Raw genomic sequence first — 25,471 nt, forward strand, 5'->3', positions numbered from 1 at the left:
CGAAGGGCGGGCCGCGGAGCCTGCATGGACCTCGGGGCCGCGCGGATGAGCACGGCACGAACTGGTCGTCGGAAGGCGGCCTGCACGAGTTCGTCTCCGCGCGGGACCGCAAGCACGCCGACGGAGCCGAGGTGACCGTACGCGTCGACCACCGGTCGCCGACCAGTGAGGTCGAGATCACCAACACTCCTGGAACGTCCCGCACGGACGCCGTCGGCACCGGATAGGGGCTCGTCGGCCTGCGCGAACGCGTGACCGCCCTCGGTGGTCGGCTCACGGCCGGACCGGCGGGCGCGGGCGCCTGGCGGGTGGCAGCCCGCATCCCCCACCCCGCCGCCACCGGAGAGAACGGCATCCGCACATGATCCGCGCAATGATCGTCGACGATGACGCCCTGGTCCGCCTGGGCCTGGCCGACCTCCTCGACTGCGACCCGGGCATCGACGTGGTGGCCCAGGCCGCCGACGGCCTCCAGGCCGCCGAGCAGGCGAATCACGGGAACGAACGCCCCGTCAGGTCAGCCGTTTCGCCGCGGCCGCGTCGCCCGCGTCGGCGCGGGCCCGCAACTCCGCGATCGCGGCCTCATCACCCCGCTCGGCCAGCAGCTGGGCCAACTCCTCCGCCTCCATGAAGGCCCAATCCTCGGGATCGTCCTCGTCCAGGCGGTCGTCGTCATCCAGGGTGTCCAGGTACTCGGCGTGGAGACCGGCCGGGTTCTGCCACACCACGTCCGAGAATTTCCACACCTTCACGGCGCCTGACAGATCGCCCCCCTCGGCCAGCAGTTCGGCCAACCGCCTCGTCGTGGGCGAGTCGTCGCCGTAGGCCCGGACCCACACCCGCAGAGCACCTTCCGGATCGCCGCGGTTGGCCAGCAGCTCCCCCAACCGCCCTGCGGCGTTCCGGTCGCCGGCATCGGCCCGGGCCCGCAGTTCCGCGAGGTGATCCTGGTGCGGGCCACTGCTGCCTGATCGATCTTCCACTACCGGTCACCTCATCCGCGAGCCCGAGGAGCGCTGGCAACGGCACAGCCGTTCCATGAAGCGTAGACACTCCACGGGGCCAGGACGAGCCCTCGACGCATCGTCAGACGAGGACTGGACGACCCCACCGGAGCCAGGCCGTGACAGACCTGATGAGTCGCCACCTCACCGGCGAGGCCACCCTGAACCGACGCGGAATCCGACCTGGGACCGAACGCCCCTCATCGGACGAAGCGCAGCCCGGGCGCCGTTGCCCGGCGGTAGGTGAGTGGTCCGCCGCCCAAGGGGTCGACGACACCCACGGCCGCGTCGCCCAACTCCCCCAAACGCCGCACGGCGCTCACCGGCAAGAGTGGCGTGCGGTGGCGTGCCCCGGCCCCGGCTTCGGGGATCAGGGGCGGGGTCGTACGGCAGGGTGGTGCGGGGCAGGCGCGCAGGGGCGGGAGCGACCGGCCTTCGTCTCGTTTCCAAGGGACCGTCAGCCGACGTCCGTGGTGGGCGTTTTGCGCCTTGAGGGGGAACCCGTCCCGGGATGCGGCGTGAGTCGCCCCGGAAAAGACTGGGGGCATGCCTTTCCGTTCCCTCCGCCGCCCGCTCGCGCGACCGAGATTCCCGGCGCATCCGCATCATGCAGCCTGTCCGCCCCCCGGGACGGGGCACGAGTCCGTCCCGCCCCACCCGATCGGACACGACAAGGACCACGCGCGTCGGGAGCGGATCCAGTCGGCCCTGGCATGCTCAGCAGTGGGCATGCTGCTCACGGGCTGCGTCGCCGCCGGTCACCACGGAACCGGTGACCGGGTCGGACGCCCCCCCGCGCAGAACCAGACACCTTTGACGTCGGTGAACAGCGAGCCGGCCCAAGCGCCGCCGGGCAGCCGCGGGACGCGGGCCCCGGCGTCGACGCCGACGCCGACGGATGTGAACAGCGCGCTCGTTCGTCTCCTCGAACCGATCCGGACACGGAGCGGCACCCAGGTGTCGGTCGCCGTCCTGGAGCCCAGGAACGGCCGGCGGGCTGTGTACGGCTCACAGGCGCACGTCACCGCGAGCCTGGCGAAGGTGAACATCCTGGCGGCCCTGCTGCTGCGCGCCCAGCGCGAGCGACGGTCACTCACCCCGTGGGAGACGGGGAACGCCGCCGCAATGATCCAGAGCAGCGACAACGACTCCACAGATGCCCTGTGGCGGCATATCGGCGGCGGCCCAGGACTCACTGACGCCAACAGGACCCTGGGGCTGACCTCCACCCAAGCAGGACCAGGCCCCAACTGGGGTCTGACCCGCACCACCGCGGCAGACCAACTGGCACTGCTGACCGCCGTGTTCGCCGCCCCCTCGCCGCTCAGTGAGGCCTCACGCCGCCTGATCCAGACCTTCATGGGCCGGATCGACGCCGACCAGGACTGGGGAGTGTCCGCGGCAGGCAGCCATTGGCAGCTCAAGAACGGCTGGCTGCCCCGCCGGCACTCTCAGCGCTGGGTGATCAACAGCATGGGGCGAGTCGAAGCACACGGGAGCACGTTCTACCTCGTCATCCTCTCCCACGGCAGCCGGACCATGTCCCACGGCATCTCCACGGTGGAACGAGCAGCGCAGTCAGCCGTACACGCCCTGTGCAGCACTCCCCCTCCCGTGCCCCCGATCATCCACTGACCTCTCGCCCGCCGACTGGAGGCCCCGGCCTGCCGGAGTTCTACGAGCAGGGGCAGACCGGTCACGGGGGGAAACCGAGCCTGCCCCTGCACGTCGGCGCCCGCATGCCTCCCCCCGGAGGACGGGCGCCATGCCCCCCGGGTCACTCCCACCAGCGCAATGTGCGACGGGAGTGTCACGCGCGGGCGGAGATGACCACAGGACCGACACCTTCGTGAAGGTGCGGGTTCGCGGCCGTCACGAACCGGTCGGAACCTGCGCAGGAGTGCCACACAGGCTGCACACAGCCTTCCGAAAGCCTCGTTAGCGTTGCTGGCCGCTCGATCCCCTGTACGAGCGGGACCAGGCCGCGGCCGAGGGAGGCCGACGGCACAGGCAACCAGGAAGACCGCAGATGGACTACTGCTCCACATGTCGTCGGCATCTCAACGGCGCTCTGGTGTGCCCCGGGTGCGGCGCATACGCACCGGACATCGCCCCGCCCATCGCCGGCGGCCCCGGCGGACCGGTCGGGGCCGCCGCCTCCGCGACGACGCTCGACGCACCCGGCGCAACGGCCGCCCCGGAGCCCACCGTCGCGTCCGCCCGGCAGGACGGCTCCCTGCGTGACGACGCAGAACTCGCGGCCGGCATGAACGATGTCCCGGGCACCGGCCCGTCCGGCGACATCGAGGGAGCGCCGGTCGCGCGGCAGGGGCGAGCGGCACGGCGTCGTCAGCTGGCCCGCTGGAAGAAGAACCAGCGCCGAGCCGTGGTCGCGACGGCGGTCGCCCTCATGGGTGGTGGTCTGACCGTCGCCTCGATGGACCGGCACTCCACCGACCGGGCACAGGCCGCCACGGGGCCGGACGACGGGAGCACGGGCGCGGCGGCGGAAGGCGGGACGGAGCGCGACCGTCCGGAGTCGACGCCACCCTCCTATCACCGTTCGTCGCGCTCGGCTGCGCGGGCACACCCGTCGGCAACCCACGCCCCGGCACAGCAGCCCCTCGCCGCCACGCCCGACGCGACGCCGCAGACCACCCGGCCGGACGCCGCCATGGCACCCCGCCTGGTCGCGCCCTCGGCCCCACGGCCGCAGTCCACGCCCCCGTCCTCCGACGCGACGGCGCCTGACCGGACCGATACGGCGGAGCAGCAGACCCCGCCCTCCCCCACTGACAGCAGGGATGCGGGCACGGCGCAGACCAGTCCCGCACCGGCCTCGACGTCGCCGACGGACGTCTGCCTGCTCGTGCTGTGCCTGGGCTGACCGGGTTCAGTTCCCGCTGGGCCTGGGCTGACCGGGTCCAGTTTCCGCTGCGCCTGGGCTGACCGGGTTCAGCTTCCGGGGCCGGGTTCAAGGCCGGACAGGACGTGGGGCAGCGGGTGTTCAGGGGCGGCGGGAGCGGACCCCGCCGCCCGTCGGTCCGGCCACCGCGAAAAGCCGGCCGCCCGGTAAGCGCTCGGCTCCCGCCGTCCGTGTGGTCGCCGACGGCCTGTGCGTGAGCCGGGGAGCCGTCGGCCACCTGCTCGACACGTCCCCGCCCGAGTCGTCCCGCTTCGCGCAGGTGCGGGGCTGGGAGTCGGTGCCCGAAGACGAGTGCGGGTCGGAGGGTACCGGCCTCCCCTCCCTCAGCGCGTCGTGCACGTGGGCACAAGGGGAGGCGCCAGGGGGCTCCCGTACGAATGCCCTGAGGGCAGCGCGTGTTGGCCGACGACACGGTTCCGTCGAAGCGGTCGCCCGGGCCCGGAAGGGTGACGAGACCGCGGTCGCCGTTCCCGCTCTGTCATCCCCTTGGCGGGTGCGGCTGGTCCGCTCTCGGTCCGCCCAGCAGTTCCGCGGCCCGGTGCTGCGTGTGTTGTGCCGCCTTCCGGGCTTCCGCGACGACGTCGCCCCGTTCGCGTAGCAGGTCCTCATAGATCGGCGGGTGTTGGTTTCCGCTGGAGGTGCGTGACACAGTGCCGTCCTTTCACGCTGTCGTGTTTCCGCCCGCCGCCGGCCGGGCCGACGCCCGGCCGCTTTGCGGCAAACTCTCTTATGCCGATTCCGGCGACGTCAGGCCCGATTGATCCGGGAGGCGATCCCGTGCCCGATCAGCAAATAGATGACGGCCGGAAGCCCGTAATTGAGAACGACTCGTAGACCCTCTGTGTCCATCGTGAAAATATCCTGTGCCCACCAGGCCAGCCAGTCCGCCGTTTCGCGTACGAACTCGACGAACGGGTTCCCCCGGTTCGCGTCGAGCAGGAAGAGCAGTACCCACAGGCCCAGCAAGCCGGCCGCGATGTCGGCGACCGTGCAGACCGCCAGGGCCGTCCGCCGTGCGGCGGTCTGGTTGCGCAGGGAGCGGTCGGGCTCCGGGGGCTGGTCGTAGTTCCGGTATCCGGAAACCGGGTCAGTGCTGCTCATGAGAAATCCGATCTGAGGTGTCGTTCCGTCGGCAAGTCACCCAAGCACTGAGATTCAGCCTCGGACCGCGACCCGCTTCTTATCGGTTCTGCGTCCCACACCCCTGCCGCGTTACACCGCCATCCGAAATGGCCAGAATATGGCCACCTATTCGGCCACTTACCGAAATGCATGAGCGCGAGGGGGCATTTGCGGATGCTACGACCTGCCCGCGACCGCGACCGCGCGGGTCGTTCGGCTGTCGGGGTGGTTGCCGGGGATCGGTGGGGGCGCAGCCACCGCGACGGCCCGCCGCGCCAGCACGATGGAGGCGTTGCGCCACTGTGAGGGCACGGTGGCACGTACCCCTGGAGGGCTTGTGACCGACCAGTCACCGATCGCCGACGCACCGCCCGCGCGCTACGACGACCTGCGCGCCCTCATCTTCAACTGCACGCTCAAGCGGTCACCGGAGCCCAGCAACACCCAGGGGCTCATCGACCGCAGCGTCCGCATCATGGAGGCGCAGGGCGTCCAGGTCGACGTCGTACGCGCGGTCGACCACGACATCGCCACCGGAGTGTGGCCCGACATGACCGAACACGGCTGGCGGAGCGATGTCTGGCCGGCGCTGTACGAACAGGTTCTGGCGGCTGACATCCTCGTGCTGGCCGGGCCGATCTGGCTCGGCGACAACAGCTCGGTCACCAAGCAGGTGGTCGAACGCCTCTACGCCTGCTCCAGCCTGCTCAACGACAGGGGACAGTACGCCTACTACGGGCGCGTCGGCGGCTGCCTGATCACCGGGAACGAGGACGGCGTCAAACACTGCGCCATGAACGTCCTGTACAGCCTCCAGCACCTCGGCTACACCATCCCCCCGCAGGCCGACGCGGGCTGGATCGGTGAAGCCGGCCCCGGGCCCTCCTACCTCGACCCCGGTTCCGGCGGCCCGGAGAACGACTTCACCAACCGCAACACCACCTTCATGACCTGGAACCTGCTGCACCTGGCGCGCCTGCTCAAGGACGCCGGAGGCATCCCCGCCCACGGCAACCAGCGCACCGCCTGGGACGCCGGCTGCCGCCACGACTACGAGAACCCCGAACACCGCTGATGCCGAGCCCGGCCGAGCCTGTGCGGGGAGCAGCCGATGGCCGTTCCCGCCCCCCCTTGCCCGGGGTCCCGAGCGGGGAACGCGGGAAGTCGGCAGGTTTCTCAGCCCTGCTGCCGTTCCACCGGAAGCCACAGCTCGGCGTCGGCTTCGGTGTTGTCCGGTGACAGGCGGGTGCGCAGGATCTCCGGGCCGGAGCGACTGCGGTACGGGTTGGACGGGAACCACTCGGTGAACACGTCCCGCCACAGTTCCTGGATGGCCTGCGGAACCGGCCCGGAGGTGGTGAAGACCACCCAGGTGCCGGCCGGGACGGCCAGTGCAGTCGTGCCTTCTGGGGCAGCCGCGGACGTGGTCACCCCGTGGTAGTAGTCGAGTTCGGTGCCCTCGGCACGGCTGGGGTCCAGGTCGTCGCAGACCGCGACGATGCCCTGCGGCTCCTGGTCCGACAGCTTCTCCAGGCGCTCCAGGGTCCGCGGGTCGATCCCGCGGACGAAGTCGATGATCGCCTGGTTCGGCCCCGTGTGCACCAGTGGCACCCGGGCCTTGAGGCCGACGACGGTGAAGGCCGGCCGGTTCACGATGCGATAGCGCATGCTGCTGCTCCCTTCGACGGTGAGGCGGAAGGACAACCGGGGCTGGGAGACGAGCGTGCTGCCGGTGCGCCGGGCCTCGCCCGGCCCGACACCGTGCATGGCGCGGAACGCCCGCGCGAACGCCTCGCCCGAGCTGTAGCCGTAGCGCACCGCGATCTCCAGTAGCGACTCACGTCCGGCAAGCACCTCGGCACCCGCGACGGTGAGCCGCCGGCGCCGGATGTACTCCGACAGCGGCGTGCCCGCGAGTGCGGAGAACATCCGGCGCAGGTGATACTCCGAAGTGACCGCTATCCGCGCCAGCTCTGCCACGTCGATCGACTGGTCGAGATGGGTGTCGATGTGCTCCATGGCCTGGTTGAGCCGCTCCAGCACTCCCGGCCTCCTTCCTCTTTCGCGATCACCACGCTAGGCAACCGGCATCCGGCCGGACCCGACATCCTGTGCCCGATCAGGTCGGGTGCACGCGGCAGCCCACCGAGTGGAGCGCAGCGGCGTCCGGCCCGGCTCGTCTTCCCATGAAGAGCAGTCAGCCGCCACTGGTCGTTGGGCGTTGGGCCGGGCACGCCGCCCACCCGGGCCGACGCAACGGTTGTGACCGTGCTGCCGGCCGGCCGCAGGCCATCCGGCTCAGCGGTCCGGATGGCCGCACCACTCGCCGGGACTCCTTCGCGGCACCTGCACGCCGGCCGTCCCGCAGTCGCCCATCGACGAGCTGCCGCGCGCGGTCGCGGGTGTGCCGGTCGCCGTTCCCGGGCGGCGGTGAACCGTGTCGTAGGCCGCCCGGTCCAGCCCGGTCGGTGTCCGGGATGCCCATCGGCTCATGGGCTGGCTGAATGGCAGAGCAGCCACGGCACGCGGTGGCGCGGTCAGGCAAGGAGCAGTGGGCATGTCGGATGTCCGTGTCCCTCATGGGACCCACCCACAGGACTACGTGGATGCCGTGACCCGGTTCCTTCGGACGGCATAGACCGCACCGGGCGGCCGACAGGATCTGGGGTGCGCACTTCCCCGCCGGGACCTTTCGGCGTGCCCCGCCGAGCTTGTGGATGTTGGACGCGTAGTCGCGACCCACGGGTCCTCGAGGCGTTTGGAGGAGGGAGCAGGTGGCCGGTCAGCCGCGCCGGCCCCAGTCCAGGCGGTCGGACAGGCCCGCCGCGGTGAAGGCGGCCGCCAGTTCGTCGCGCCCTTCGGTGAAGTGGGCCCAGCTGTCGTAGTGGACGGGGACGATCCGGCGGGCGTCGAGGATCTGGGCGGCCTCGGCGGTCCGGGCGCTGTCGAGAACGACGCAGGCGCCGTCGTAGATGACGGAGAAGCGGGGCGCGCCGGCGAAGAGAAGGGCGGTGTCCACCGGGGCGAAGCGCGCGGCTGTCTCCTTGACCGCGTCGAGGGAGGCGTTGTCGCCGCTGACGTAGACGGTCGGCAGGCCCTGCCCCGTCAGGACGAAGCCGACGACCTGGCCGGTGATCCGCTCGACCTGCTCGCGCGGGCCGGGACCGTGGACGGCGGGAACACCGGTCACGGTGACCGTGCCGCCGCCGGGGCGCTCCAGCTCGACCGACTCCCAGTCGGCCAGGCCCTTGGCCCTGCCCCCCAGGCGCGTGCCGCCGCCGGGGGTGGTGAGGGTGAGCGGGACATCGGCGAGCAGGGCCCGGCCGGAGTGGTCGAGGTTGTCCGCGTGCTCGTCGTGGGAGAGCAGGACCACGTCCACACGACCGAGGTCGTCAGGGGTGCCGGCGGAGGGTGCGGTCTTGGTCAGAACCGGGCCGCCCGGCACCGGGTAGTCGCCGGGCGCGTCGAAGGTCGGGTCGGTCAGGAAGCGCAGGCCGCCGTACTCGAAAAGGGCGGTCGGACCGCCGAAGACGCGAACGGCGAACTGCTCGGTCGCCGCGGTGGAAGAGGACACGGAGAAAACTCCTCACGGATGGGGTCTGGTTGAACCGTGAGGTGACCGTAGCCTGTTCTCACGGATGACCGCAAGCAATACCGTGAGAGTCATGGATGCCGGAGGTCGTACCATGAGGGCCATGGAAGAGATCGCGACCGCGGAGTCGGCCGTGCCTCCCGCGCCGGGCGCGGAGCGGTACCCCTCTCTCGCCCTCGCCAACAGCGCCGTCGCACTGCCCGGTGGGCACTACATCGACCAGCTCGGCACCCCCGCCGGAGCGAACCAGTGGCTGACGGAACGCGGCCTCGCCCCGGCGGACGCCGGCATGCAGGAGATGTGCGCGACACAGCTGCGCTCCCTGCGCGAACAGATCAGGTCGCTGTTCGCCTCCCGTGTCGCGGCACTCCCCGCCCTCCCCGCCGCCCTGAGCGCCGTCAACGACGCCCTCACCCGCGTGCCCACCGCCCCCCTGCTGCGGTGGGACGACAAGGCCGGCCCTTACCGCGCCGCCCCGCACCCCACCACCCAGATCGTCGACCACGCCCTGGCAACCCTCGCCGCCGACGCCGCCGACCTGCTCACCTCTCCCGACGCCGAGCGCCTCACCGCCTGCGGCTCCACCCCCTGCAACCGCTACCTGCTCCGCCACGGCCGCCGCCACTGGTGCTCCACCCGCTGCGGCGACCGCGCCCGCGCCGCCCGCGCCTACGCCCGACGCAGCGGCAACGCCGGGTAACGCACCAGCGGCAACAGCCGGGGTTCTCCTGCTCCTTGCCCCGGCGCCCCACCCCTGACCGTGTCCCGGGCCGACCGTGGGGCCACCCGGGCGGCGGATGGTCGTTGCCGCCGGGCGCCCCGGCCGTGCCCGGTGCCCGCCGCCCAGCACCGGTGTGACAGCGCCGCGCGTCGCCGGCTGGGAACCGGGCGGGGCGGGCCCGGCTGCCTGCGGTCCGATCGAGAGGGTTGGTCAGTTGCGTCCGGCCATGACGCCGCCGTCGACGTCCCAGACCGCGCCGGTGACCCAGTCGGTGTGGTCGGACAGCAGGAACGCCACCGTGGCGGCGACGTCGTCGGGCGTTCCCGTACGGCCCGGGGGGTGGAAGGAGTCGAACCCGTCGAGCGCGGAGTCGATGTCCGCCTTGGGGATGAACTCATCGTGGATGGGGGTGCGGACGACGGCGGGGGCGACCGCGTTGCCCCCGGATGCCGTGCCGGGCGAGTTCCAGGGCCAGGTGCTGGGTGAGGGAGTGCAGTCCGGCCTTGGCCATGGAGTACGCCGACGACGGCGTCGCGGCGATGGCCTGGTGCGTTCCGCGACACCGTCGCCGAACGCGTGCACGGCCGGATGAACGACATCGCCGTCGGCCGCGTCGCCGCCCCGGCCCAGCTCACCGTCGTCGCCACCCATCTCCTGGTCGCCCTCATCAACCACGAGTACCAGCACGACCAGTGGATCGGCCAGGTCCGCGCAGGCGACCTCGGCCACGCCCTCCCGCCCGACCCGGACACCGGCCGGGTGTCCCGCCTGGACGGATACCTCGTCCTCGACCCCCTCGCGTGAGCCGCACGCCCCCGCGAACTGCCCCACCGGTAGCCGGTGAACGGAAGAACCACCGTGTGAGCTGCCACGAGCGCACCCACCACGGGTATCGACAGGCGCTGCCGCCGGATTCACCTCGGCGGCGGCGCCGTTGGCCACCGCGCCCCAGGGCCGTCCACCGCCGGGACACCGCGGTCGGCAGGCGAATGCGCGAACCGCGCCCGACCGGTTGGCCTCACCGCCTACACTGCGGGCCATGTCCGATGCAGCAGCAGCCACCGCGACCCCTGGCAGGGGGTCGTACCGGCATGTCACATCGGTAGCACCCTTGTCCGACGTCGACTTGACGTTGATGCTCGGAGCAAACTCCAGCGTCATGGCGAGCGTGTTGGAGTCGCTGCGGCTGATGCGCACGGCCCTGCTTCAGCACTACACGGGGACGGGAAAGACCCGTGCCGCAGGGGAGGCCCTGCACGTCGTTCTCGTTGTCGACGACTTGAGAACGGCCCTGGACGAAGCCCAGGAGCATTGGGACGCCGTCGAGTTCACCCGGTCACTTCTCAGGTCCGCTGAGGAAGCAACCCGGGTTCCGTCGATCACGGCACCGACAGCCGACTCGACTCCGGTGTGGATGGCAGGACCCCTGCCGACGCTCGACGAACTCGTCGACGCGGCCGAAGCTGCCGGACGGTTCCAGCTCCTCGCTGTGGAGCTCCTGCACGCGGTGCTCGGTGCCGGCCGCCACGGGTTCCGGTCACCAGCGCCTCCCCACGAGTCGTCTCCCTGCGGGGTGATCCGCCTCGCCGCGCCGCTCGTCCCTCGAGCGCCCGGAGGACCGGCCGCGTCGCCGTTCTCCTCCAACTCCTGCGTGCTCGCCGCCTGACCTTTCGACAGAGGCGGTAGCCGCCGCTTTCGAAAGGTGCGTCAGTGGAAGGTCCGACCCTGTGGGTGCTCGCGGTGATCGGATTCATCAGTCTCGTGTGCGTGCTGGGCGCGAAGCTCGCCAGCGACTTCGAGACACTCGCCACAGCGTGGATCGGCGCGGTCCGAAGGCTGCGTGAACTCCTGCGGCGAGACCGGTAGGTCCCCAGTCCCAGGCAACGCGCCCGGGCTCCGCGATGGCCCGGCGCGGGCGCCCGGCCGGTGGCCCGCCCTCGAGGACGCCTCTCCCCCGGCTGTTGCACGGGGGAAGAGGTGTGTCGCGGACAGGTGCACGACCGCTCGCCGGGCGGCCACCAGGCGCGCCTGACGGTCACGGACGAAGGCGCGCTGATCCCGCGCTGACGTCGGTGTGATCGTCTCTGCCGTGTCAGGCAGGGACCTGCCGCGGTCGCCGGCGCCGGACGCGCCGTGGGGTCGGCCCCGTTGGTGGTGACACCTGCGCCGACGCGCACTCGGGGCGGGGGCCCGGCGCCTCAGCACTGGGTGACCGACAACGGCATCAGCGGGGTGAGGGCCGTGTTCCGGCCTGCTCCTGTCGTATGGGGGAGGTCCGAGCAGGGCCGGGGTCGTGTGCCGGGCGGAAGAGCGCGCGCACCTGCCACCGGCCAGGCAAGACGATGCCGTGGTGATCGAGATGACCGGTGAGGCCCTCGAGGCCGCTCTCATCGGGCCGCCGCGTCGGCCCTGACCAGCGCCGCGTGATGTGGTCGGATCGTCGCCCCTGCGGGCATGGATCCGGTTCGGGACGCCGCCGTGGCCGTCCCGGCGACGGGTGACGCGGGACGCCGTAGGACAGCCCTGCGGGGCCCGGCCGCCCCCGCGCCCTCAGGGGGCGCAGGCCTCGGCGATCGACAGGCTGTTCTCGTAGAGGTGGTGCCGGGTGATCCGGCCGTCCTCGACGGTGAGGTGCAGCGCGAACGGGCCCTCGAAGGACTTTCCCGTCGCGCGTACGGTCCCCGCCACGTGCCCCATCAGGACGGCGTCGGTGCCGTCGACGAGGAAGGTGCGGACGGAGGCGCGCGCGTCCTCGGGCACGGTGTGCTCCATCAACTCCGTGAACTGGGCGGCGCATTCGGCGGCGGTGGACCGCGGGCGGATCCACGGGACGGTGGGGTTCTCGGCGAGCATCCAGTCGACCTCGTCGGCGAAGAGCTCGACGAGCCGCCCGGTGTCCCCGGCCACCCGGGCGGTAACGAACTCCTGCACGACGGCCCGGGTGGCCTCGGTGACGGAACGTGTAGCGGTGGCTGAACTCGTCGTCTCGAAAGGGGACTTGACGGACATGGCGCTCTCCTCGCGGCTGCGGGGCTCGGATCCCGGCGGGGGTTCCCGTCGATGTGCTCGATCGTGCCGCGGGGTGGGCAGGGGGTCGATTACCCCCGGGGTAATGAGCGGCCAACAGCGACGGGGCGCAGTCTCTTCGACGGAGGTCCGTGGGAGGAAGACGGTGGCCGCCATACTGCTGCCCCCGCTCGTGCCATCACTGCGGCGGATCGGACTGAACACCTCCGGAGCAGACGGACGTGTTTGCGGTTCCCGGGCGGGGCGGGGCGGCAGGAGGTCCAGGTCACGGTCGTCGGTGGCGGTCAACTGCCGTGAGGAACCATGACCGGCACGACGGGGATGATCACCCTGGAGTCGCGGGCGGCCGCTTCCTGCGTGTCGAGAGCGCGGTTCTCTGCCCGGCGAGGTACGCGCGAACGGCCTCGACGTCCTGGCCGCGACGGGGGCCGGCGCCGACCGGTGGTCGGCTTGCGGGAGGCCTGTTCGTTCTACGCGGTGCCGACGGCTGCGTGGGCTGCTTCGATGAACTCTTCCAGACGGTGCCGGAAGCGTTCCTGGGCTTCGTCGAAGCGTTCACGTGCCTGTGGTTCGCCCTCGGCAACGCGCCACAGGGCCGAGTTGGCCTCGTAGGCCGCTCCCAGCACGCCGCGGGCGGCCTGGGCCACGGTCTCGGGGCCTTCCAGCACGATGACGCGCACACAGCGCATGAGCGCGTCGAAGGCGTTGCGCAGGTGGGTTCGGATGTCCTCGATGCGCGCCAGCCGGTCGGCTTGGTCGGTGAGTTGCACGTACACGTCGCCGACTCTCCAGTACAGCTCGCCGGTGGCGTGTGCCTGCTCCATCAGATCCAGGTAGGCGTTGCGCCGGCTGTTCCTGACCCGGTCACGGTGCTGGGCCTGAACGGACGTCTCCGCCTGGACCCTTGCCGCCCGCGCGTTCCCGAGAGTGGTCACCCAGCTCGCCAGGACCGCCGTGCCGCCGGTGAAAACCGCAACCCACACCGCGCTGTCCCCCACGATGCCCAGTGTCGGCGAGCGGCTTCGGTGTGTCGAGGGTGCCTCCCACCGCCTCCCCCGGTCCGGGCCGGGCCGGGCGAGCCAGCGGTGTGGACCGGGACCTCCCCCGGCGGGGCGGTCCCGGTCCACACGGCTGCCGGCGCTCAGGCGTCCGCGTGACGACGCCACACCATCCTCCGCTGGGCGGCGTGGTGGGCGGGCGCGGGCCTCCCCGTACCGGCGGCCTCCTGCCGCCACAGCCACAGGGACGTCACGGCCAGCAGACCGGTGAAGACCGCCAGGAAGAGCACGGAGACCCACATCTGCCGGCTTCCGGGGTCGTCCCATCCTCCCCATGCGGCCGATGCCGCCCACAAGAGGGCGCCGCCCGCGTAGAGAGTGCGGATCCGGCGCAGCTGCCGCACGGCGCGGACGGCTTCGGCGTGATCAGTGTTCGGTGCCATGCCGGCCCAAGTACCCCGATACGCCTCCTCCATCGGCCCTCGGCGAAACCCGTGACAGGTCGCCGCCCCCCAGGTGTCGCGGAATTGCGTCAGGGGTTCCTATGCCGGCGGCGGGAGCCCCGGGGAGCACGGGCATCGTCGGTGACGGTGCTGCCGGAGTGGTGGGGGAATCCATCTGCAACATTTGCCGCTGTCCACCGCGTCAGTGAGGTGTAGGCCGACGGAAAGGCGCCGAGGGGTGGGAATGAGAAGGTCCTGGACGTTATCCCGGACGGATGAGTTCATGGAGTTCGCCGCAGGGCGCGCGGGTCATCTGCACCGCTCCGCGTGCCTGCTCACCAGCGGAGACACTCACCTCGCCGAGGATCTGGTGCAGGAGACGCTGAGCCGGATGTACACCCTGTGGGGTCGTATGTCCCGGATCGACAACCCCGCGGCGTACGCGCAGACCGTTCTCGTCCGTACGTTCCTCACCCATCGGCGGCGGTACTCCGCCGCCGAACGCCCCCTGGCGGAACTGCCGGACGGCCCGCCCCTCCACGGCGCGGACGACCCGGCTCTCAGGCTCGCGCTGTTGCAGGCCCTGAGGGAGCTGCCGCCCAAGGACCGGGCGGTCGTGGTGCTGCGGTACTGGGAGGACCGCAGTGTCGAGGAGACGGCCGACGCGATGAACGTCAGCTCCGCCGCCGTACGCAGCCGGTCGAGCCGGGCGCTGGCGAAGCTGCGCGAACGGCTGGGAGGCAGTCTCGCCGAGCTGACCACCCCGGCCTGACCTCCTGGCCGTTCACTCCTCCACGGCAGACAGCCGGGCCGGCGCCCGTCGCCGAACGGCGCGACGGCCCGGCCCCGTCACCCGAATCCGCTTCGCGTCAGCACCAACACAGGAACTGGTGGTTTCCGTATGCCCTTCGAAGACGAGCTCGGGAAGGCGCTCCGCCACACAGCGGGCACCTTCACCGCCGACCGGCTTTCCCTGGTGGAAGGCAGCCTCGCCCGCGGCCGCCGCCGACTCGCCCGCCGCCGCGCTTCCGTCGTCGCCGGGAGCGCGCTGGCCGTCGCCCTCGTGGCCACGGCCGGCCTCCGACTGGGCGGGGAGCACGACGGTGACGGCAAGACCCGTGGCGGCCATGCCTCGACGCCGCGACCGGCGGCTGACTACCGGCACTTCGCGGTCACCGCAGAAGAGATGGAGAACATGCTCCACAACGGCATGAACCGCGCCGGGATCGCCGTCGCCCACCCGAAGGTGCACGCGGCGGGCAGCACCCAGCGGACCCGGCCCGCGACGGCCACGATCGACTTCAAGGACGGCTGGGGCCCGGCGAGGGTCACGGTCTCGGTACGCCGTGTCGACCCGGACGAACAGGACCTGAGGAAGCTGATCACCTGTCCGCCCGAGAAGGATTCGCCGTACGAGGAGTGCACGACACAGCCCGACAACCGGGCCGTGAAGGGATACACCGAGGCCGGCAAGGCGGGCGGGATCAAGAGATGGGCGGTCACGATGCTCTCGCCCAACGGCTACCTCATCGAGGTAGCCACCCAGAACGTGCCGTCGGCGACGCAGGCCGACGCAGCGCCCGTGACCCGCGATCCCCGGATGAACCCGGGCAAGTTGCGCCATCTGGCGATGTTCGTCGACAACTCGTTCGGCCGTGACGGGGAACCCAACGCCTTCGGGACGGTCGAGCCGGGATCCGAGGCCGAGCCGGGCGACATCCTGCCCATCCTGAAGGCTCTGCTGCCCGAGCGCCTCCACGTCCACTCGGAAGGCGGCTCGGGAGCGGAGGGTCACGTCGTCGTGTCCGACCCGAAGACGGGACAGCGGACCTACATCGAGGCCGTACGGACCGCCGGCGACAAGGAGACGTGGAACGAGACCCTCGACGACGGCACGAAGGTGAGCACCCGGCGCCTTCCCGGCAAGCAGCCGGGAGTCGAGCAACTGCGCATCGACGCACTCCGGGTGAACGGGCTGTGGATGTCCGTCTCCGCCTACAACGCGCCCAGCCCCACGTCCGCCAAGAGCGGCGCCGAGCACCTGATCACGGTCGAGGAACTCAAGGCCGTCGCCACGAGCCGGACCTGGCTCGTCGCGCGATAGCGGGGGCGGCCACCGACGACGCGGGGCGGTCCGCACCACACGGCGGCTCGCGCCGGGCATCCGCATCGCCCTGCCCTGCCGTCCGTGGCGCGGGCCGGCGCCACGCCGCCGGTTCGCGGCAATGGACCTGGTGGCAGGTGTCGGGATCATCGGCAGGTGATCGGCGGGATTCCGCAGCGGGGTGCGGGCCGGCGCTCGACGGCGGGATCTGCCGGAGCACGTGCGTACGACCTTCGCCCGCCTCCCTGTCGAGGGAGGCGGGCGAAGGCGGCACGCTCATGTGGGCATCCGCAGGCGCTCAGGGTTCCGTGCGCAGCTCCGGGAACAGGGCGCGGGTGCGGTGCGGGTCGGGGGCGACGAAGACCCCGTCGGCCGTGACCAGGTCGGTGGCGGGGTCCGCCGCGGTGGTGATCGATCCGGTCACGAAGGACTTGCGATGGCCCGTGCCGGTGACCCGGGCGACGATCCGCAGCGGCGTCTCCAGCGGGACGGGCCGGTGGTAGCGCATCTGGAGGGAGATCGTCAGGCCGGCCATGCCGGCCGCCGCACAGGCGCGACCCATGAGTTCGTCCAGGAGCATGGCGCTCATGCCGCCGTGGCCGTAGCCGGGCGGGCCTTCGTGGGCGATGCCCAGGACGCACTCGCCCGTCAGGCCGTCGTCGGCGAGCGTGACCCGCATCGGTGGGGCGAGCGGGCTGCCGGCCCCGGTGACCGGGCTGTACATCCGTGGCCCCGCGGGGAATTCGTCCACCTCGGGGATCTCCGCTCGTGCGCGCCGTCGTCCCGTCAGCTGGCCGGTGACATGACGGACGCCGTCGGCCACCCGGTGGAGGGTGTCCGGGGAGGCGGCGGTGCGGACGGTGGCTTCCACCAGGGCGCGCAGTTCGCGGCCGAGGCGGGTGATGGCCGCCTTCCGGTGCTCCAGTTCCTCGTCTGTCGTAGGCGTGGGTTCGGTGGCGGCGCCGCTGGCCGGCGGGTCGGTGAGGGAGGTGTGCATCGGGTTTCCCGGTGCCGTGGGGTGGTGGGGTGGGGTCCGGGTGTGTTCAGCCATCGGCCCGGACGAAGACGGGCTTGAGGTGCTTCTCCGGCAGGGCGCCGGGCAGGTCCTCCCAGTCGATGACGTGGGAGACCACGTTCCGCGGGGCGACCTTGCCGCCGGCGGCCAGTTCCAGGGCGTCGGGGATGTGGGCGCGTACGTTGTCGCGGGCGACGCGCAGGGTGACGCCGGTGAGGTACATGTCGAGCAAGGGCAGCTCGCCGGGGCGGAAGTGGTTGCCCGCCGACTCGCAGATGCCTTCCGGGGCCAGGCACTTGACGGCCAGGGCGAGCTGGCCGACGCGGCCGGTCGCCTCGACGGCGATGTCGAAGCCCTGCGGGACCGGTTCCAGGGCTTCGGCGGTGTCGGCCCCGAACGTGCGGGCCAGGTCGCGGTGTTCGGGCTCGGGATCGACGTAGAGCACCTCGGAGGCGCCGAGCGCGCGGGCGATGTCGCACACGTACAGGCCGATGCTGCCGCGGGCGACGACCAGTACCCGCGCTCCGGGCCGGGCCTTGAGGTGGGGGGCGACCAGACGCCACGCCAGGGACCAGTTGTCGCTGGCCGAGGCCATGGCGACCGGGTCCAGCCCGGCGGGCAGCGGGACCAGCATGGCGTCGGCGTAGGGCACGCGGACCAGGTCGGAGAAGAGTCCGCCCCACCTGCCGCCGATCGGCGCGCCGTACATCGCCATGTACGGCACGGCGGTGCAGTGCGCGGTCAGCCCGGCCCGGCAGCGGTCGCAGGCGCCGCAGTTGATGGACCAGGGCACCACGACCAGGTCGCCAGGGGTGACGGTGGTGACGGCGTCGCCGGTCTCCACGACCCGGGCGACGCACTCGTGGCCGAGGGCGAACGGCGGGTCGACGAAGCCGTGACCGGCCAGGATGGAGGAGTCGACGTCGCACGGCGTGGCGGCCACCGGTGCGACGATCGCCGCCCCGTCGGACCCGAGCTCCGGGTCGGGCACCTCGCGCCACTCGACGGTGCGCCGCGCGACGTAGGTCAGTTCACGCATCGCTCTCCCCCGCCTGCTCCGCCTTGTCCCGCTGGGCCAGGGCCACGAGGTCGGCGAAGCGGACGACGGAGCCGCCCGCGCCCCAGGTGCCGTCGGGCTGCTCGTGCACCAGCACCCACACCCGCGGGGCGTCGTGCTGGGCGAGGCCGGCGGCGGACAGGACGGTCTTCGTCGCCTCCTCGACCAGGCCCGCCTTGCGGCGCTCGGACAGGGCCCCCTGCGGGACGGTGACCTCCACCAGGAAGCGGGGCGCGTCGTCCTCGGCGGTGATCTGGGCGCCTTCCGGGAGTTCGGCGAGGTAGCTCCACGCCTGGGCGCGGAAGAACGCCGTGTCGGGTGCGCCCTCCCAGCGCAGCAGCACGGCCGCGAGGTCGCGCTGAACGCTCTCGCGGCCTTGTTCGGTCAGGGCACCGGCGGGGGCTGTGAGCCGGATCATCGGCACGGGCACACCTCTCTCTTCGCTCCGTCGGACGACGCGTGGAAACGATGCGTGCGAACGACGCATGGGGACGACGCGTGGAAACGACACAAGGGGACGACGCGTGGAAACGACACAAGGGGACGACACAGGGCTATGACAGTCGTCATAGCCGACGGTCAGGCTAGACTATGACGGTTGTTATAGCCAGGGGGATCAGAAGGGATCGCGTACGTGACCAAGCCCAGTCCGACGGCGCGTGAGCGGATCGTGGCCGGCGCGGCCGACATGATCAGCCGGCGCGGCCTGAACGCGACGAGCATCCGCGAGATGGCCAAGCACGCCCGGGCGCCGCTCGGCTCGACGTACCACTACTTCCCCGAGGGGAAGCAGCAGTTGGCCACCGAGGCCGTCCGCCACACGGGCGAGTGGGTCTCGCGCAGCCTGCGCAAGGAGCTGGAGGCGGGCCCGGTCGCCGGGCTGCGGGCCTTCCTGGATCTGTGGCGCAAGATCGTCGTCGACAGCGACTTCCGGGCCGGCTGCCCCGTCCTCGCCGTCTCGATCGAGGAACCTCCGACGGACGAGACGCCCGCCGCCCTCGCGGCCGCCGCCGACGTCTTCAGCGCATGGGAGGGCCTGCTGGCCGCCTCGCTGCGCGAGCACGGCGCCGAGCCCGAGCGGGCGGCGCAGCTCGCGACCCTCATCGTCGCGGCCGTGGAGGGAACCGTGGCCATGTGCCGCGCCAAGCGCAGCACCCAGCCCCTCGACCACACCGCGGAGCAACTGCGGACACTGATCCTCACCGCGATCGAGGACTCTCGGGACGGGGACGACGGGGACGGGGACGACGGGGACGCCCCAGCGCATACCCGAAGCCGGTAACCCTCGGATGTCAGGCACCCAGCGCGGCACGGACAGCCGCGGCCCTCTCCTCCCGGCGCCCGGTCTCTCCGCCGCTCAGCCGGTCCCGAGCCGAGCCGAAAACGACTGGACATCGCACAGGCCACCGGCGAGCGTTGACGGAATGCAGCAGGAGAAGATCTGGGACGCCGACACTGCGCGGCGCTACGACACGCCCGGCACCGGCATGTTCGCGCCTGAGGTGCTGGGCCCGGCCGTGGACCGCCTCGCCGAGCTCGCGGGCGACGGAGCGGCACTCGAGTTCGCCGTCGGGACCGGCCGGGTAGCCGTTCCGCTCGCCGGCCGAGGAGTCCGCGTCACCGGCATCGAGTTGTCGCCGCCGATGGTGGAACAGCTGCGCACCAAGGCGGACGAAGCGACGATCCCCGTGATCATCGGTGACATGGCGACCACCGTCGCCCCCGGCACCTACAGCCTGGTCTACCTCGTCTACAACACGATCTCCAACCTGCTCACCCAGGCCGAGCAGGTCGAGTGCTTCCGCAACGCCGCCCGCCATCTCACGCCCGGTGGCCGGTTCGTGGTCGAGCTCTGGGTCCCCGAGCTGCGCAAGCTCCCACCGGGCCAGACCGCCACCGTCTGGGAGTCCGCCGCCGACCACATCGGCCTCGACACCTACGACGTCCTGCGCCAGCGGGTCGTATCGCACCACTTCCGGTTGGACGAGACCGAGCAGGCGCGGCTGTTCCGCAGCTCCCACCGCTACATCTGGCCGGCCGAGCTCGACCTCATGGCCCAACTCGCCGGATTCGAGCTGGAGTCCAGGACCGCGGACTGGGCCGGCGCCGAGTTCACCGCCGAGTCGCGTTCTCATGTCTCCGCCTACCGCCTCCCGACCACGCGGTAGCCGCGCCTGGCGCGTCGCCCCGAGAGCGGCCGGGGGCGACCCGGGCGACCGGGCGACCGGCATGTCCCGGCCGGCCAGGACGGGTCCGGCGGTCGCACCGACTGCTCCGCCTCGGCCGTCACGGCACCGGCCTCACGCAAGCAGCCGTCGCTCCTTGGCGACCGCGACCGCGCCGGCCCGTGTCTCGACCCCCAACTTGGCGTAGATGCGGCCCAGGTGGGTCTTGACCGTCGCCTCGCTGATGAACAGGGCCCGGGCGATCTCCCGGTTGCCCAGGCCGCGGGCGAGCTGCCCGAGGATCTCGTGCTCGCGCGTGGACAGGGTGGGGGCCGGGCTGCGCAGTCGGGTCAGCAGCCGGTCGGCCACGGGCCCCGACAGCGCGGTGCGGCCGGACGCCGCGTCGCGGATCGCCGTGAACAGTTCCTCGGGTCGCTCGGCCTTGAGCAGGTAGCCCGTGGCGCCCGCTTCGATGGCGCGGGTGATGTCGGCGTCGGTGTCGAACATGGTGAGCACCAGCACGCGGGGGCCCGTCGTATCGCCGGAGGTCAGGCGCCGTGTGGCCGTCACGCCGTCCATGCCGCCGTCGAGCTGAAGGTCCATCAGCACCACGTGGGGGCGCAGGCGGGCGGCCAGGGCGAGCGCCTCCTCGCCGCTGCCCGCCTCACCGACGACCTCGATGCCGTCGGCGCTGGACAGCAGGGCGCGAAGACCGGCCCGTACCACGGCGTGGTCGTCGCACAGCACCAGTCTGACGGTGGGCGGTGGGGGCGCCGACGCGTTCACAGGGCGGCCTCCTCGGGGGTGTGGGGGACGGACGGGGCCGGGGAGGGCGAGGGCGGCAAGGGGACGGCCGCCGATACTACGGATCCCTCGCCCGGCGTGGACTCCACGGCGAGCGTGCCGCCCGCCTGCCGGGCCCGGATGCGCATGGCCGGCAGCCCGTGCCCGCGCGCCCGGCCCGGGTCCGACGCGGTCGGCGGGGCCGGGCGGTCCACGTCGAATCCGCGGCCGTTGTCGGCGACGTCCAGCGAGATCTGGTCGTCCAGGCAGGTCAGGGTCACCGCGGCCCGTGTCGCCGCGGCATGCTCGCGTACGTTGGCCAGCGCCCCCTGGGCGATGCGCAGGAGCGTGGCCTCCAGCCGTCGCGGCAGCCGGCCCGGATCGCCGTCGAGCCGGAACTCCACCGTCAGGCCCGGGCCGCTCTCCCGCGCGGCGAGCGCGGCGAGCGCGTCGGGAAGCGAGCGGCCGGTGAGATCGGCCGGCGCCAGGTCGTGAACGAACCGGCGGGCCTCCGCGAGGCTGCGGGAGGTGATCCCGGCCGCTTCGCGGACGTGCGCACGGGCCGCGTCCGGGTCCGTGCCCCAGACGCGGTCGGCCGTCTGGAGCAGCATCCGCTGGCTGGACAGGCCCTGCGCCAGGGTGTCGTGGATCTCCGAGGACAGCCGCTGGCGTTCTGCCAGCACCCCCGCCCGCCGTTCGGTGGCCGCGAGGTCGTGGCGGGTGCGCACCAGGTCCTCGATGAGGACCCGCTGCCGGGCCCCCTGCCGTTGCAGATGGACGAGTACGGCGGTGGCGACCGCGGCGACGGCCGGCGGGGCGAGCACCATGTTGGGGTTGAGCGTGCCGTCGGCCACCCGCACCTGGGAGGCGACGACCAGCGCGGTGAGCACGGCGGCGAGCGGCACCGCGATCCGCGGGGACAGTGCGTGCAGACCGGCGAACAGCAGGGGCATCGCGCACCACGTGGCGCTCGGCGCGAGGACGAGGAGCACCACCCAGACGGCGGACACCGAGCCCAGCCAGACCAGATGACGCGGTGTGGCCGGTGAGCCGGGACGTGGTGCCGGCGCCAGGGAGCGCCCGAGGACGTACAGCAGACAGAAGGCCGCGAACAGGGCCACCACCCACCCGGTGTGCGCCCCCTGGTCGCGGGTCAGGTAGCGGGCGAACGAGGAGCCGAGCAGCACGAAGAACGCGGCGTGCACGACCGCGGCCAGCCAGCGCTCGTCCGGATCGGTGTGTTCCATCCTCCGTGTCTAACGCGTCCACACCGGCACCGCATCAACCGATCGGCTGACATGGGAATCGCCCGAATGCCTTGGGGACCGCAGCGCGTTGACCGAGCCGGCGGCGCGGCTCGTGCCCGAGGCTGGAGCCATGACCGCCAAGAACCTCACCGCGAACCGCGCCGCCCTCGGCCACCGCATCGCCTACGCCATGCGCCACCCCGGCCGGGTGCCGCGCCATCTGGCCCGCGCCGGCCGGGACGTGTGGCTGCGCCGCCGGCACACCGACCACATCTCCTACTACCGCGCCGTGATGCGTTCCGACACCCGCGCCGACCCGGACGCGGCGGTCGGCAGCCGCAGCCGTGAGCGGTGGCTGGCGCTCGGGGCGATGCAGTTCGACTACCTGGTCGGGCACGGTCTGCGCCCCGAGCACCGCATGCTGGAGATCGGCTGCGGCAACCTGCGGGGAGGCTGGCGGTTCATCCGACACCTGGAGCCGGGGCACTACCACGGCATCGACATCTCCCCCGACATCCTCTTCGCCGCGCAGGACACCGTCGTGGAGATGGGTCTGCAACAGCGGCTCCCCACCCTGACCCCCGTCCGCGATCTGACCCTGCGGTTCCTGCCGGAGGCCCGCTTCGACGTGGTGCACGCGCACAGCGTCTTCTCCCACTCGCCGCTCTCCGTCATCGAGGAGTGCCTGGCCCACGTGGGCCGGGTGCTCGCGCCGGGCGGCTGGTTCGACTTCACCTTCGACCGGACCGAGGGCGAGGAGCACCACGTGCTGTGGGAGGACTTCTACTACCGCACCGAGACGCTCGTGGCCCTGGCCGAACGGCACGGACTGCGGGCCCGCTTCATGGACGACTGGGAGGAACTCCCGCACGGCCAGTCCAAGATCCGCGTCACCCACGGCGACGGGAGCTGACCGCCCGGGCCGGCCTTCGCGGAGCCCGGGGGCTCGCCGCAGGCGGCCACCCCCGGCGCGGTGGCGACGTCCGGTCGCCGGAGGCCGGCCCCGGCGCCGGAGGCCGGCCCCGGCGCCGGGGGCTGGGCGCGGTAGGGGTGCCGGTGCACGTCACTCGTCGATCGCGGCGCCGAAGAGCGCGTCCGTGCCCGAGGTGGCGAAGGAGCCGCCGCCGTACAGCCAGGAGCCGTCGGCGGTGATGCCGGTGGTCGCGGCCGGGAAGGCGATCACGACGCCGTCGCCCGTGTTCTCGCCGGCGACGGTCGTTCGGCGGCCGGCGCACCCTGCGTGCGGCGTTGGCGATGCGGCACAGGACCCGGCGCGGGCCGTCTGCCTCACCGCCTGTGAGCCGACCTCGAACGGAGCTCGTCGCGAAGGCGTCGGGCGACCTGTCCCATGAGGGCGTCGGCGGCGGGCTGGTCACCTGCGGCCACCCTCGACTCGGTCAGGACGGCCACGGCGTAGACGGGGCCGTCGGCGTGTTCGACGACGCCGACCTCGTGGCGCAGGTTGAGCAGGTTGCCCGTCTTCGACGACCAGGTGGTGACGTCGGAGGCGAAGTCCGGGGCGAGACGGTGGCGCACGAGATTGTCGGCCAGGAGGTCGCGCAGGCGTTCGGCGACCTCGGGGGGTATCGCCGGAGGGCTTGGGCGGGTGGAGTCGGGCCGCGCCCGCCAGATGGCCTGGAGGAGATCGACGAACGCGCGTGCCGTACCGGTGTTCGCGCGCGAGATGTCGAGTTGCGGCACCCTGTGGCCGCGCCCCGGGGTGCCGGCGTCGATCGCGAGAGCGTGGGCGAGGTGCACCTCCGCCGTGTCGAACCGCTCCACCGGGGTGTCGGTGAGCTCGTGCATCATGTGGCGCACGGCGATGCCGCGCACCCCGAACTGCCGCAGGTACTCAGCCACTTGGGAGGGCGGGGTGAGGGCGAAGAGAGCGTCGGCGGCGACGTTGTCGCTGATGCAGGTGCTGAGGTAGAGCAGGTCGTCCACGGCGATGCGGGCGGCGTGGCGGAACCGGCTCATTCCGGTCGGCCCCGGCGTGGTGATCCGTCCGGGTTGCACCTCGATCACGGTCGCGCCGTCGAGTTCGCCGCGCCGGATGCGTTCCAGTGTCGCCAGGGCGAGCGGGACCTTCACCAGGGACGCGGCCGGGAACTCGACGTCGGGGTCGATGCCGAGCTCCTCCCCCGTGTCCAGATCGCGGACCAGGAACGAGCCGTTGAGCCCGCCGTCCCGCAGCGACTGGCGCAGCTCCCTGAGGAGTCCGCCGGTGCCGGTGTTCACGGAGCCACCTCCGGGTGCTCTGCCGCGCCGAGGGATCGGGCGATACCGTGCGCGCAGACCTGACGGACGCGGGCGGCGTCGGAGTCCGCCTCTTCGGCCGCCGCCAGGGAGAAACCCCTCATGAGGCCGGGGCCGAGCTCGCCGACGGGCCGCCAGTGCAGGCCGAGTTCCCTCGCCTGTGTGGGCGAGCACAGCAGCGCGTCGGCCCCGCTCAGTACGTCCGCCGCGGCGGCGGCCACGGACGGGGCGACGGCGAGCTGTACGGGACGCAGTCCGACGGCGTCACACACACGGGCCAGACGGTCCCGGATGTGCGGCACGTCGTCCTCCGGCTGGAGCCACACGCGCCGGGGGCGTAGCGCGCGGTCGGCCCGGCCGGGGCGGAGGGTGTCCAGGTACATCGGCCCGTCGTCCGCGCCGTCCGCGACGGCCAGGCCCAGGGGTACGGTCCAGGCCGCCTCGGTGGCGGGCACCGCCAGCAGAGCCGCATGCACCTGACGGGTCGTCACGAGGTCGGCGCGCTCGGCCGCCGCGGCGGGGCGCGGTTCGAGGAGGATCCCGTGGCCGCGAGCGTCGGCGATGAGGCGGGCCAGCGCGCCGGTGGAGCAGATGGCGGGGACGGCGAGCCTCAGCGGCCGGTGCCGCGCGGCCTCCGCCTCGTGCTCGAGGCGCTCTGCGACCTGCACGAGTTGTCTGGCCGCCGGCAGCATGTCACGGCCGAACGGCGTCAGGGTCACCGCGCGGGAGGAGCGCTCCAGCAGCCGCCCGCCGAGGCGTTGCTCCAGTGCGGCGATACGGCGGCTCACGACGGACTGGGCCGTCCGGGCCGCCGCCGCGCCCACCGTGAAACTGCCGTGCTCGCTCACATTGACGAACGCACGGCACGCCGCAACAAGATCCACGGACCCCACTATGCCAAAGCGGTATGGGAGCGCGTCCGTGTCCTGCCGGCGGTGGACGCCGTCCTCCAGGAGTACGGGCCCGCGACGGACGGGTCGTCCCGGTTCGACGACCCGTCCGCCGGGAGCT

The 25,471-nt window shown here is 72.3% G+C and carries 26 protein-coding genes and 2 pseudogenes; 13 read left to right on the forward strand and 15 right to left on the reverse strand.

Translation table 11 applies throughout. The annotated features are described in order from the left end of the window. Positions 1 to 361: 361 nt before the first annotated feature. A pseudogene (locus tag ACF1A1_RS36360) lies at positions 362 to 490 on the forward strand (DNA-binding response regulator); the annotation flags it as partial. 22 nt (positions 491 to 512) lie between these two features. On the opposite strand, the gene ACF1A1_RS36365 reads toward ACF1A1_RS36360, so the two are convergent. Then, positions 513 to 983 carry a hypothetical protein gene (locus ACF1A1_RS36365; protein WP_392006134.1) on the reverse strand — a complete coding sequence of 157 codons (471 nt, stop codon included), beginning with the start codon at positions 981 to 983 and terminating at the stop codon, positions 513 to 515. 978 nt (positions 984 to 1,961) lie between these two features. Between ACF1A1_RS36365 and ACF1A1_RS36370 the strand changes: the two genes are divergently transcribed. Both ACF1A1_RS36370 and ACF1A1_RS36375 read left to right on the forward strand, forming a co-directional pair. Continuing rightward, positions 1,962 to 2,639 carry a serine hydrolase gene (locus ACF1A1_RS36370; protein ID WP_392006020.1) on the forward strand — a complete coding sequence of 226 codons (678 nt, stop codon included), beginning with the start codon at positions 1,962 to 1,964 and terminating at the stop codon, positions 2,637 to 2,639. 394 nt (positions 2,640 to 3,033) lie between these two features. Further along, positions 3,034 to 3,891, forward strand: coding sequence for a hypothetical protein (locus tag ACF1A1_RS36375; RefSeq protein ID WP_392006022.1), 858 nt, complete (start codon positions 3,034 to 3,036; stop codon positions 3,889 to 3,891). A 786-nt stretch (positions 3,892 to 4,677) separates the two neighbouring features. Here ACF1A1_RS36375 and ACF1A1_RS36380 read toward each other — a convergent pair. Then, complete coding sequence (locus ACF1A1_RS36380) at positions 4,678 to 5,031, reverse strand: hypothetical protein (protein WP_392006024.1); 354 nt, start codon at positions 5,029 to 5,031, stop codon at positions 4,678 to 4,680. A 358-nt stretch (positions 5,032 to 5,389) separates the two neighbouring features. Between ACF1A1_RS36380 and ACF1A1_RS36385 the strand changes: the two genes are divergently transcribed. Continuing rightward, a complete protein-coding gene (locus ACF1A1_RS36385; RefSeq protein WP_392006026.1) occupies positions 5,390 to 6,127 on the forward strand; it encodes a flavodoxin family protein in 738 nt (245 codons plus the stop codon). A 101-nt stretch (positions 6,128 to 6,228) separates the two neighbouring features. Here the strand turns inward: ACF1A1_RS36385 and ACF1A1_RS36390 are convergent, their stop codons facing one another. Next, positions 6,229 to 7,095: a GyrI-like domain-containing protein gene (locus ACF1A1_RS36390; RefSeq protein WP_392006028.1), complete on the reverse strand. Its 867-nt coding sequence runs from the start codon at positions 7,093 to 7,095 to the stop codon at positions 6,229 to 6,231. Between the two features lie 739 nt (positions 7,096 to 7,834). Continuing rightward, positions 7,835 to 8,626 carry an MBL fold metallo-hydrolase gene (locus ACF1A1_RS36395; RefSeq protein ID WP_392006030.1) on the reverse strand — a complete coding sequence of 264 codons (792 nt, stop codon included), beginning with the start codon at positions 8,624 to 8,626 and terminating at the stop codon, positions 7,835 to 7,837. A 121-nt stretch (positions 8,627 to 8,747) separates the two neighbouring features. On the opposite strand from ACF1A1_RS36395, the gene ACF1A1_RS36400 reads away from it, so the two are divergent. Next, the gene (locus ACF1A1_RS36400; RefSeq protein ID WP_392006032.1) at positions 8,748 to 9,344 is read left to right on the forward strand and encodes an ABATE domain-containing protein; all 597 of its coding nucleotides are present in this window, start codon (positions 8,748 to 8,750) and stop codon (positions 9,342 to 9,344) included. Positions 9,345 to 9,575: 231 nt separating this feature from the next. Here ACF1A1_RS36400 and ACF1A1_RS36405 read toward each other — a convergent pair. Next, positions 9,576 to 9,912: pseudogene (locus ACF1A1_RS36405) on the reverse strand (SDR family NAD(P)-dependent oxidoreductase); the annotation flags it as partial. 41 nt (positions 9,913 to 9,953) lie between these two features. On the opposite strand from ACF1A1_RS36405, the gene ACF1A1_RS36410 reads away from it, so the two are divergent. The 3 genes from ACF1A1_RS36410 to ACF1A1_RS36420 all read left to right on the forward strand — a co-directional run bounded on the left by ACF1A1_RS36410 (position 9,954) and on the right by ACF1A1_RS36420 (position 11,231). After that, positions 9,954 to 10,169 (forward strand): hypothetical protein, encoded by a 216-nt coding sequence (locus ACF1A1_RS36410; protein WP_392006034.1) that lies wholly within the window; start codon positions 9,954 to 9,956, stop codon positions 10,167 to 10,169. A gap of 235 nt (positions 10,170 to 10,404) precedes the next feature. Then, on the forward strand, positions 10,405 to 11,031 hold the full coding sequence (locus ACF1A1_RS36415; protein WP_392006036.1) for a hypothetical protein: 627 nt from the start codon (positions 10,405 to 10,407) through the stop codon (positions 11,029 to 11,031). 44 nt (positions 11,032 to 11,075) lie between these two features. Further along, a complete protein-coding gene (locus ACF1A1_RS36420; protein ID WP_392006038.1) occupies positions 11,076 to 11,231 on the forward strand; it encodes a hypothetical protein in 156 nt (51 codons plus the stop codon). A 684-nt stretch (positions 11,232 to 11,915) separates the two neighbouring features. Here the strand turns inward: ACF1A1_RS36420 and ACF1A1_RS36425 are convergent. The 3 genes from ACF1A1_RS36425 to ACF1A1_RS36435 form a co-directional block, all read right to left on the reverse strand. Beyond that, positions 11,916 to 12,374: a nuclear transport factor 2 family protein gene (locus ACF1A1_RS36425; protein ID WP_392006040.1), complete on the reverse strand. Its 459-nt coding sequence runs from the start codon at positions 12,372 to 12,374 to the stop codon at positions 11,916 to 11,918. Positions 12,375 to 12,862: 488 nt separating this feature from the next. Next, positions 12,863 to 13,390, reverse strand: coding sequence for a hypothetical protein (locus ACF1A1_RS36430; protein WP_392006042.1), 528 nt, complete (start codon positions 13,388 to 13,390; stop codon positions 12,863 to 12,865). Between the two features lie 143 nt (positions 13,391 to 13,533). Beyond that, the gene (locus ACF1A1_RS36435) at positions 13,534 to 13,833 is read right to left on the reverse strand and encodes a hypothetical protein (RefSeq protein WP_392006044.1); all 300 of its coding nucleotides are present in this window, start codon (positions 13,831 to 13,833) and stop codon (positions 13,534 to 13,536) included. Between the two features lie 244 nt (positions 13,834 to 14,077). On the opposite strand from ACF1A1_RS36435, the gene ACF1A1_RS36440 reads away from it, so the two are divergent. Both ACF1A1_RS36440 and ACF1A1_RS36445 read left to right on the forward strand, forming a co-directional pair. After that, positions 14,078 to 14,605: a SigE family RNA polymerase sigma factor gene (locus tag ACF1A1_RS36440; protein ID WP_392006046.1), complete on the forward strand. Its 528-nt coding sequence runs from the start codon at positions 14,078 to 14,080 to the stop codon at positions 14,603 to 14,605. Positions 14,606 to 14,734: 129 nt separating this feature from the next. Continuing rightward, on the forward strand, positions 14,735 to 15,937 hold the full coding sequence (locus ACF1A1_RS36445) for a hypothetical protein (protein WP_392006048.1): 1,203 nt from the start codon (positions 14,735 to 14,737) through the stop codon (positions 15,935 to 15,937). 298 nt (positions 15,938 to 16,235) lie between these two features. Here ACF1A1_RS36445 and ACF1A1_RS36450 read toward each other — a convergent pair whose 3' ends face one another. The 3 genes from ACF1A1_RS36450 to ACF1A1_RS36460 are packed head-to-tail and all read right to left on the reverse strand — an operon-like array spanning position 16,236 to position 18,433. Next, positions 16,236 to 16,934 carry a PaaI family thioesterase gene (locus ACF1A1_RS36450; RefSeq protein ID WP_392006050.1) on the reverse strand — a complete coding sequence of 233 codons (699 nt, stop codon included), beginning with the start codon at positions 16,932 to 16,934 and terminating at the stop codon, positions 16,236 to 16,238. 46 nt (positions 16,935 to 16,980) lie between these two features. Beyond that, positions 16,981 to 17,991, reverse strand: a complete 1,011-nt coding sequence (locus ACF1A1_RS36455; protein WP_392006052.1) for a zinc-binding dehydrogenase — start codon at positions 17,989 to 17,991, stop codon at positions 16,981 to 16,983. Beyond that, positions 17,984 to 18,433, reverse strand: a complete 450-nt coding sequence (locus ACF1A1_RS36460; RefSeq protein ID WP_392006054.1) for a 4-oxalocrotonate tautomerase family protein — start codon at positions 18,431 to 18,433, stop codon at positions 17,984 to 17,986. The genes ACF1A1_RS36455 and ACF1A1_RS36460 overlap by 8 nt, the downstream gene beginning before the upstream one ends. A gap of 210 nt (positions 18,434 to 18,643) precedes the next feature. Between ACF1A1_RS36460 and ACF1A1_RS36465 the strand changes: the two genes are divergently transcribed. Both ACF1A1_RS36465 and ACF1A1_RS36470 read left to right on the forward strand, forming a co-directional pair. Further along, positions 18,644 to 19,291: a TetR/AcrR family transcriptional regulator gene (locus tag ACF1A1_RS36465; RefSeq protein ID WP_392006056.1), complete on the forward strand. Its 648-nt coding sequence runs from the start codon at positions 18,644 to 18,646 to the stop codon at positions 19,289 to 19,291. A 142-nt stretch (positions 19,292 to 19,433) separates the two neighbouring features. Then, entirely contained in the window at positions 19,434 to 20,177 is a 744-nt protein-coding gene (locus ACF1A1_RS36470; protein WP_392006058.1) for a class I SAM-dependent DNA methyltransferase, read from the forward strand. Between the two features lie 132 nt (positions 20,178 to 20,309). On the opposite strand, the gene ACF1A1_RS36475 is transcribed toward ACF1A1_RS36470, so the two are convergent. Together ACF1A1_RS36475 and ACF1A1_RS36480 are read right to left on the reverse strand one after the other, a co-directional pair. Further along, positions 20,310 to 20,960, reverse strand: coding sequence for a response regulator (locus ACF1A1_RS36475; protein ID WP_392006060.1), 651 nt, complete (start codon positions 20,958 to 20,960; stop codon positions 20,310 to 20,312). Continuing rightward, positions 20,957 to 22,204, reverse strand: a complete 1,248-nt coding sequence (locus ACF1A1_RS36480; RefSeq protein WP_392006062.1) for a sensor histidine kinase — start codon at positions 22,202 to 22,204, stop codon at positions 20,957 to 20,959. The genes ACF1A1_RS36475 and ACF1A1_RS36480 overlap by 4 nt, the downstream gene beginning before the upstream one ends. A 130-nt stretch (positions 22,205 to 22,334) precedes the next feature. On the opposite strand from ACF1A1_RS36480, the gene ACF1A1_RS36485 reads away from it, so the two are divergent. After that, positions 22,335 to 23,117, forward strand: coding sequence for a class I SAM-dependent methyltransferase (locus ACF1A1_RS36485; RefSeq protein ID WP_392006064.1), 783 nt, complete (start codon positions 22,335 to 22,337; stop codon positions 23,115 to 23,117). Between the two features lie 374 nt (positions 23,118 to 23,491). Here the strand turns inward: ACF1A1_RS36485 and ACF1A1_RS36490 are convergent, their stop codons facing one another. Both ACF1A1_RS36490 and ACF1A1_RS36495 read right to left on the reverse strand, forming a co-directional pair. After that, complete coding sequence (locus ACF1A1_RS36490; RefSeq protein ID WP_392006066.1) at positions 23,492 to 24,442, reverse strand: serine hydrolase; 951 nt, start codon at positions 24,440 to 24,442, stop codon at positions 23,492 to 23,494. After that, positions 24,439 to 25,344 carry a LysR family transcriptional regulator gene (locus tag ACF1A1_RS36495; RefSeq protein ID WP_392006068.1) on the reverse strand — a complete coding sequence of 302 codons (906 nt, stop codon included), beginning with the start codon at positions 25,342 to 25,344 and terminating at the stop codon, positions 24,439 to 24,441. The genes ACF1A1_RS36490 and ACF1A1_RS36495 overlap by 4 nt, the downstream gene beginning before the upstream one ends. Positions 25,345 to 25,471 lie beyond the last annotated feature (127 nt).

This window comes from Streptomyces sp. NPDC014995 (assembly GCF_043080745.1).
Taxonomy (GTDB): domain Bacteria; phylum Actinomycetota; class Actinomycetes; order Streptomycetales; family Streptomycetaceae; genus Streptomyces.

Coding starts and splice junctions, on each gene's coding strand:
- ACF1A1_RS36470 (WP_392006058.1), top strand. CDS start 19,434: ATGCAGCAGGAGAAGATCTGGGACGCCGACACTGCGCGGCGCTACGAC.
- ACF1A1_RS36440 (WP_392006046.1), top strand. CDS start 14,078: ATGAGAAGGTCCTGGACGTTATCCCGGACGGATGAGTTCATGGAGTTC.
- ACF1A1_RS36375 (WP_392006022.1), top strand. CDS start 3,034: ATGGACTACTGCTCCACATGTCGTCGGCATCTCAACGGCGCTCTGGTG.
- ACF1A1_RS36445 (WP_392006048.1), top strand. CDS start 14,735: ATGCCCTTCGAAGACGAGCTCGGGAAGGCGCTCCGCCACACAGCGGGC.
- ACF1A1_RS36410 (WP_392006034.1), top strand. CDS start 9,954: ATGAACGACATCGCCGTCGGCCGCGTCGCCGCCCCGGCCCAGCTCACC.
- ACF1A1_RS36400 (WP_392006032.1), top strand. CDS start 8,748: ATGGAAGAGATCGCGACCGCGGAGTCGGCCGTGCCTCCCGCGCCGGGC.
- ACF1A1_RS36450 (WP_392006050.1), bottom strand. CDS start 16,934: ATGCACACCTCCCTCACCGACCCGCCGGCCAGCGGCGCCGCCACCGAA.
- ACF1A1_RS36480 (WP_392006062.1), bottom strand. CDS start 22,204: ATGGAACACACCGATCCGGACGAGCGCTGGCTGGCCGCGGTCGTGCAC.
- ACF1A1_RS36425 (WP_392006040.1), bottom strand. CDS start 12,374: ATGTCCGTCAAGTCCCCTTTCGAGACGACGAGTTCAGCCACCGCTACA.
- ACF1A1_RS36485 (WP_392006064.1), top strand. CDS start 22,335: ATGACCGCCAAGAACCTCACCGCGAACCGCGCCGCCCTCGGCCACCGC.
- ACF1A1_RS36415 (WP_392006036.1), top strand. CDS start 10,405: ATGTCCGATGCAGCAGCAGCCACCGCGACCCCTGGCAGGGGGTCGTAC.
- ACF1A1_RS36435 (WP_392006044.1), bottom strand. CDS start 13,833: ATGGCACCGAACACTGATCACGCCGAAGCCGTCCGCGCCGTGCGGCAG.
- ACF1A1_RS36455 (WP_392006052.1), bottom strand. CDS start 17,991: ATGCGTGAACTGACCTACGTCGCGCGGCGCACCGTCGAGTGGCGCGAG.
- ACF1A1_RS36380 (WP_392006024.1), bottom strand. CDS start 5,031: ATGAGCAGCACTGACCCGGTTTCCGGATACCGGAACTACGACCAGCCC.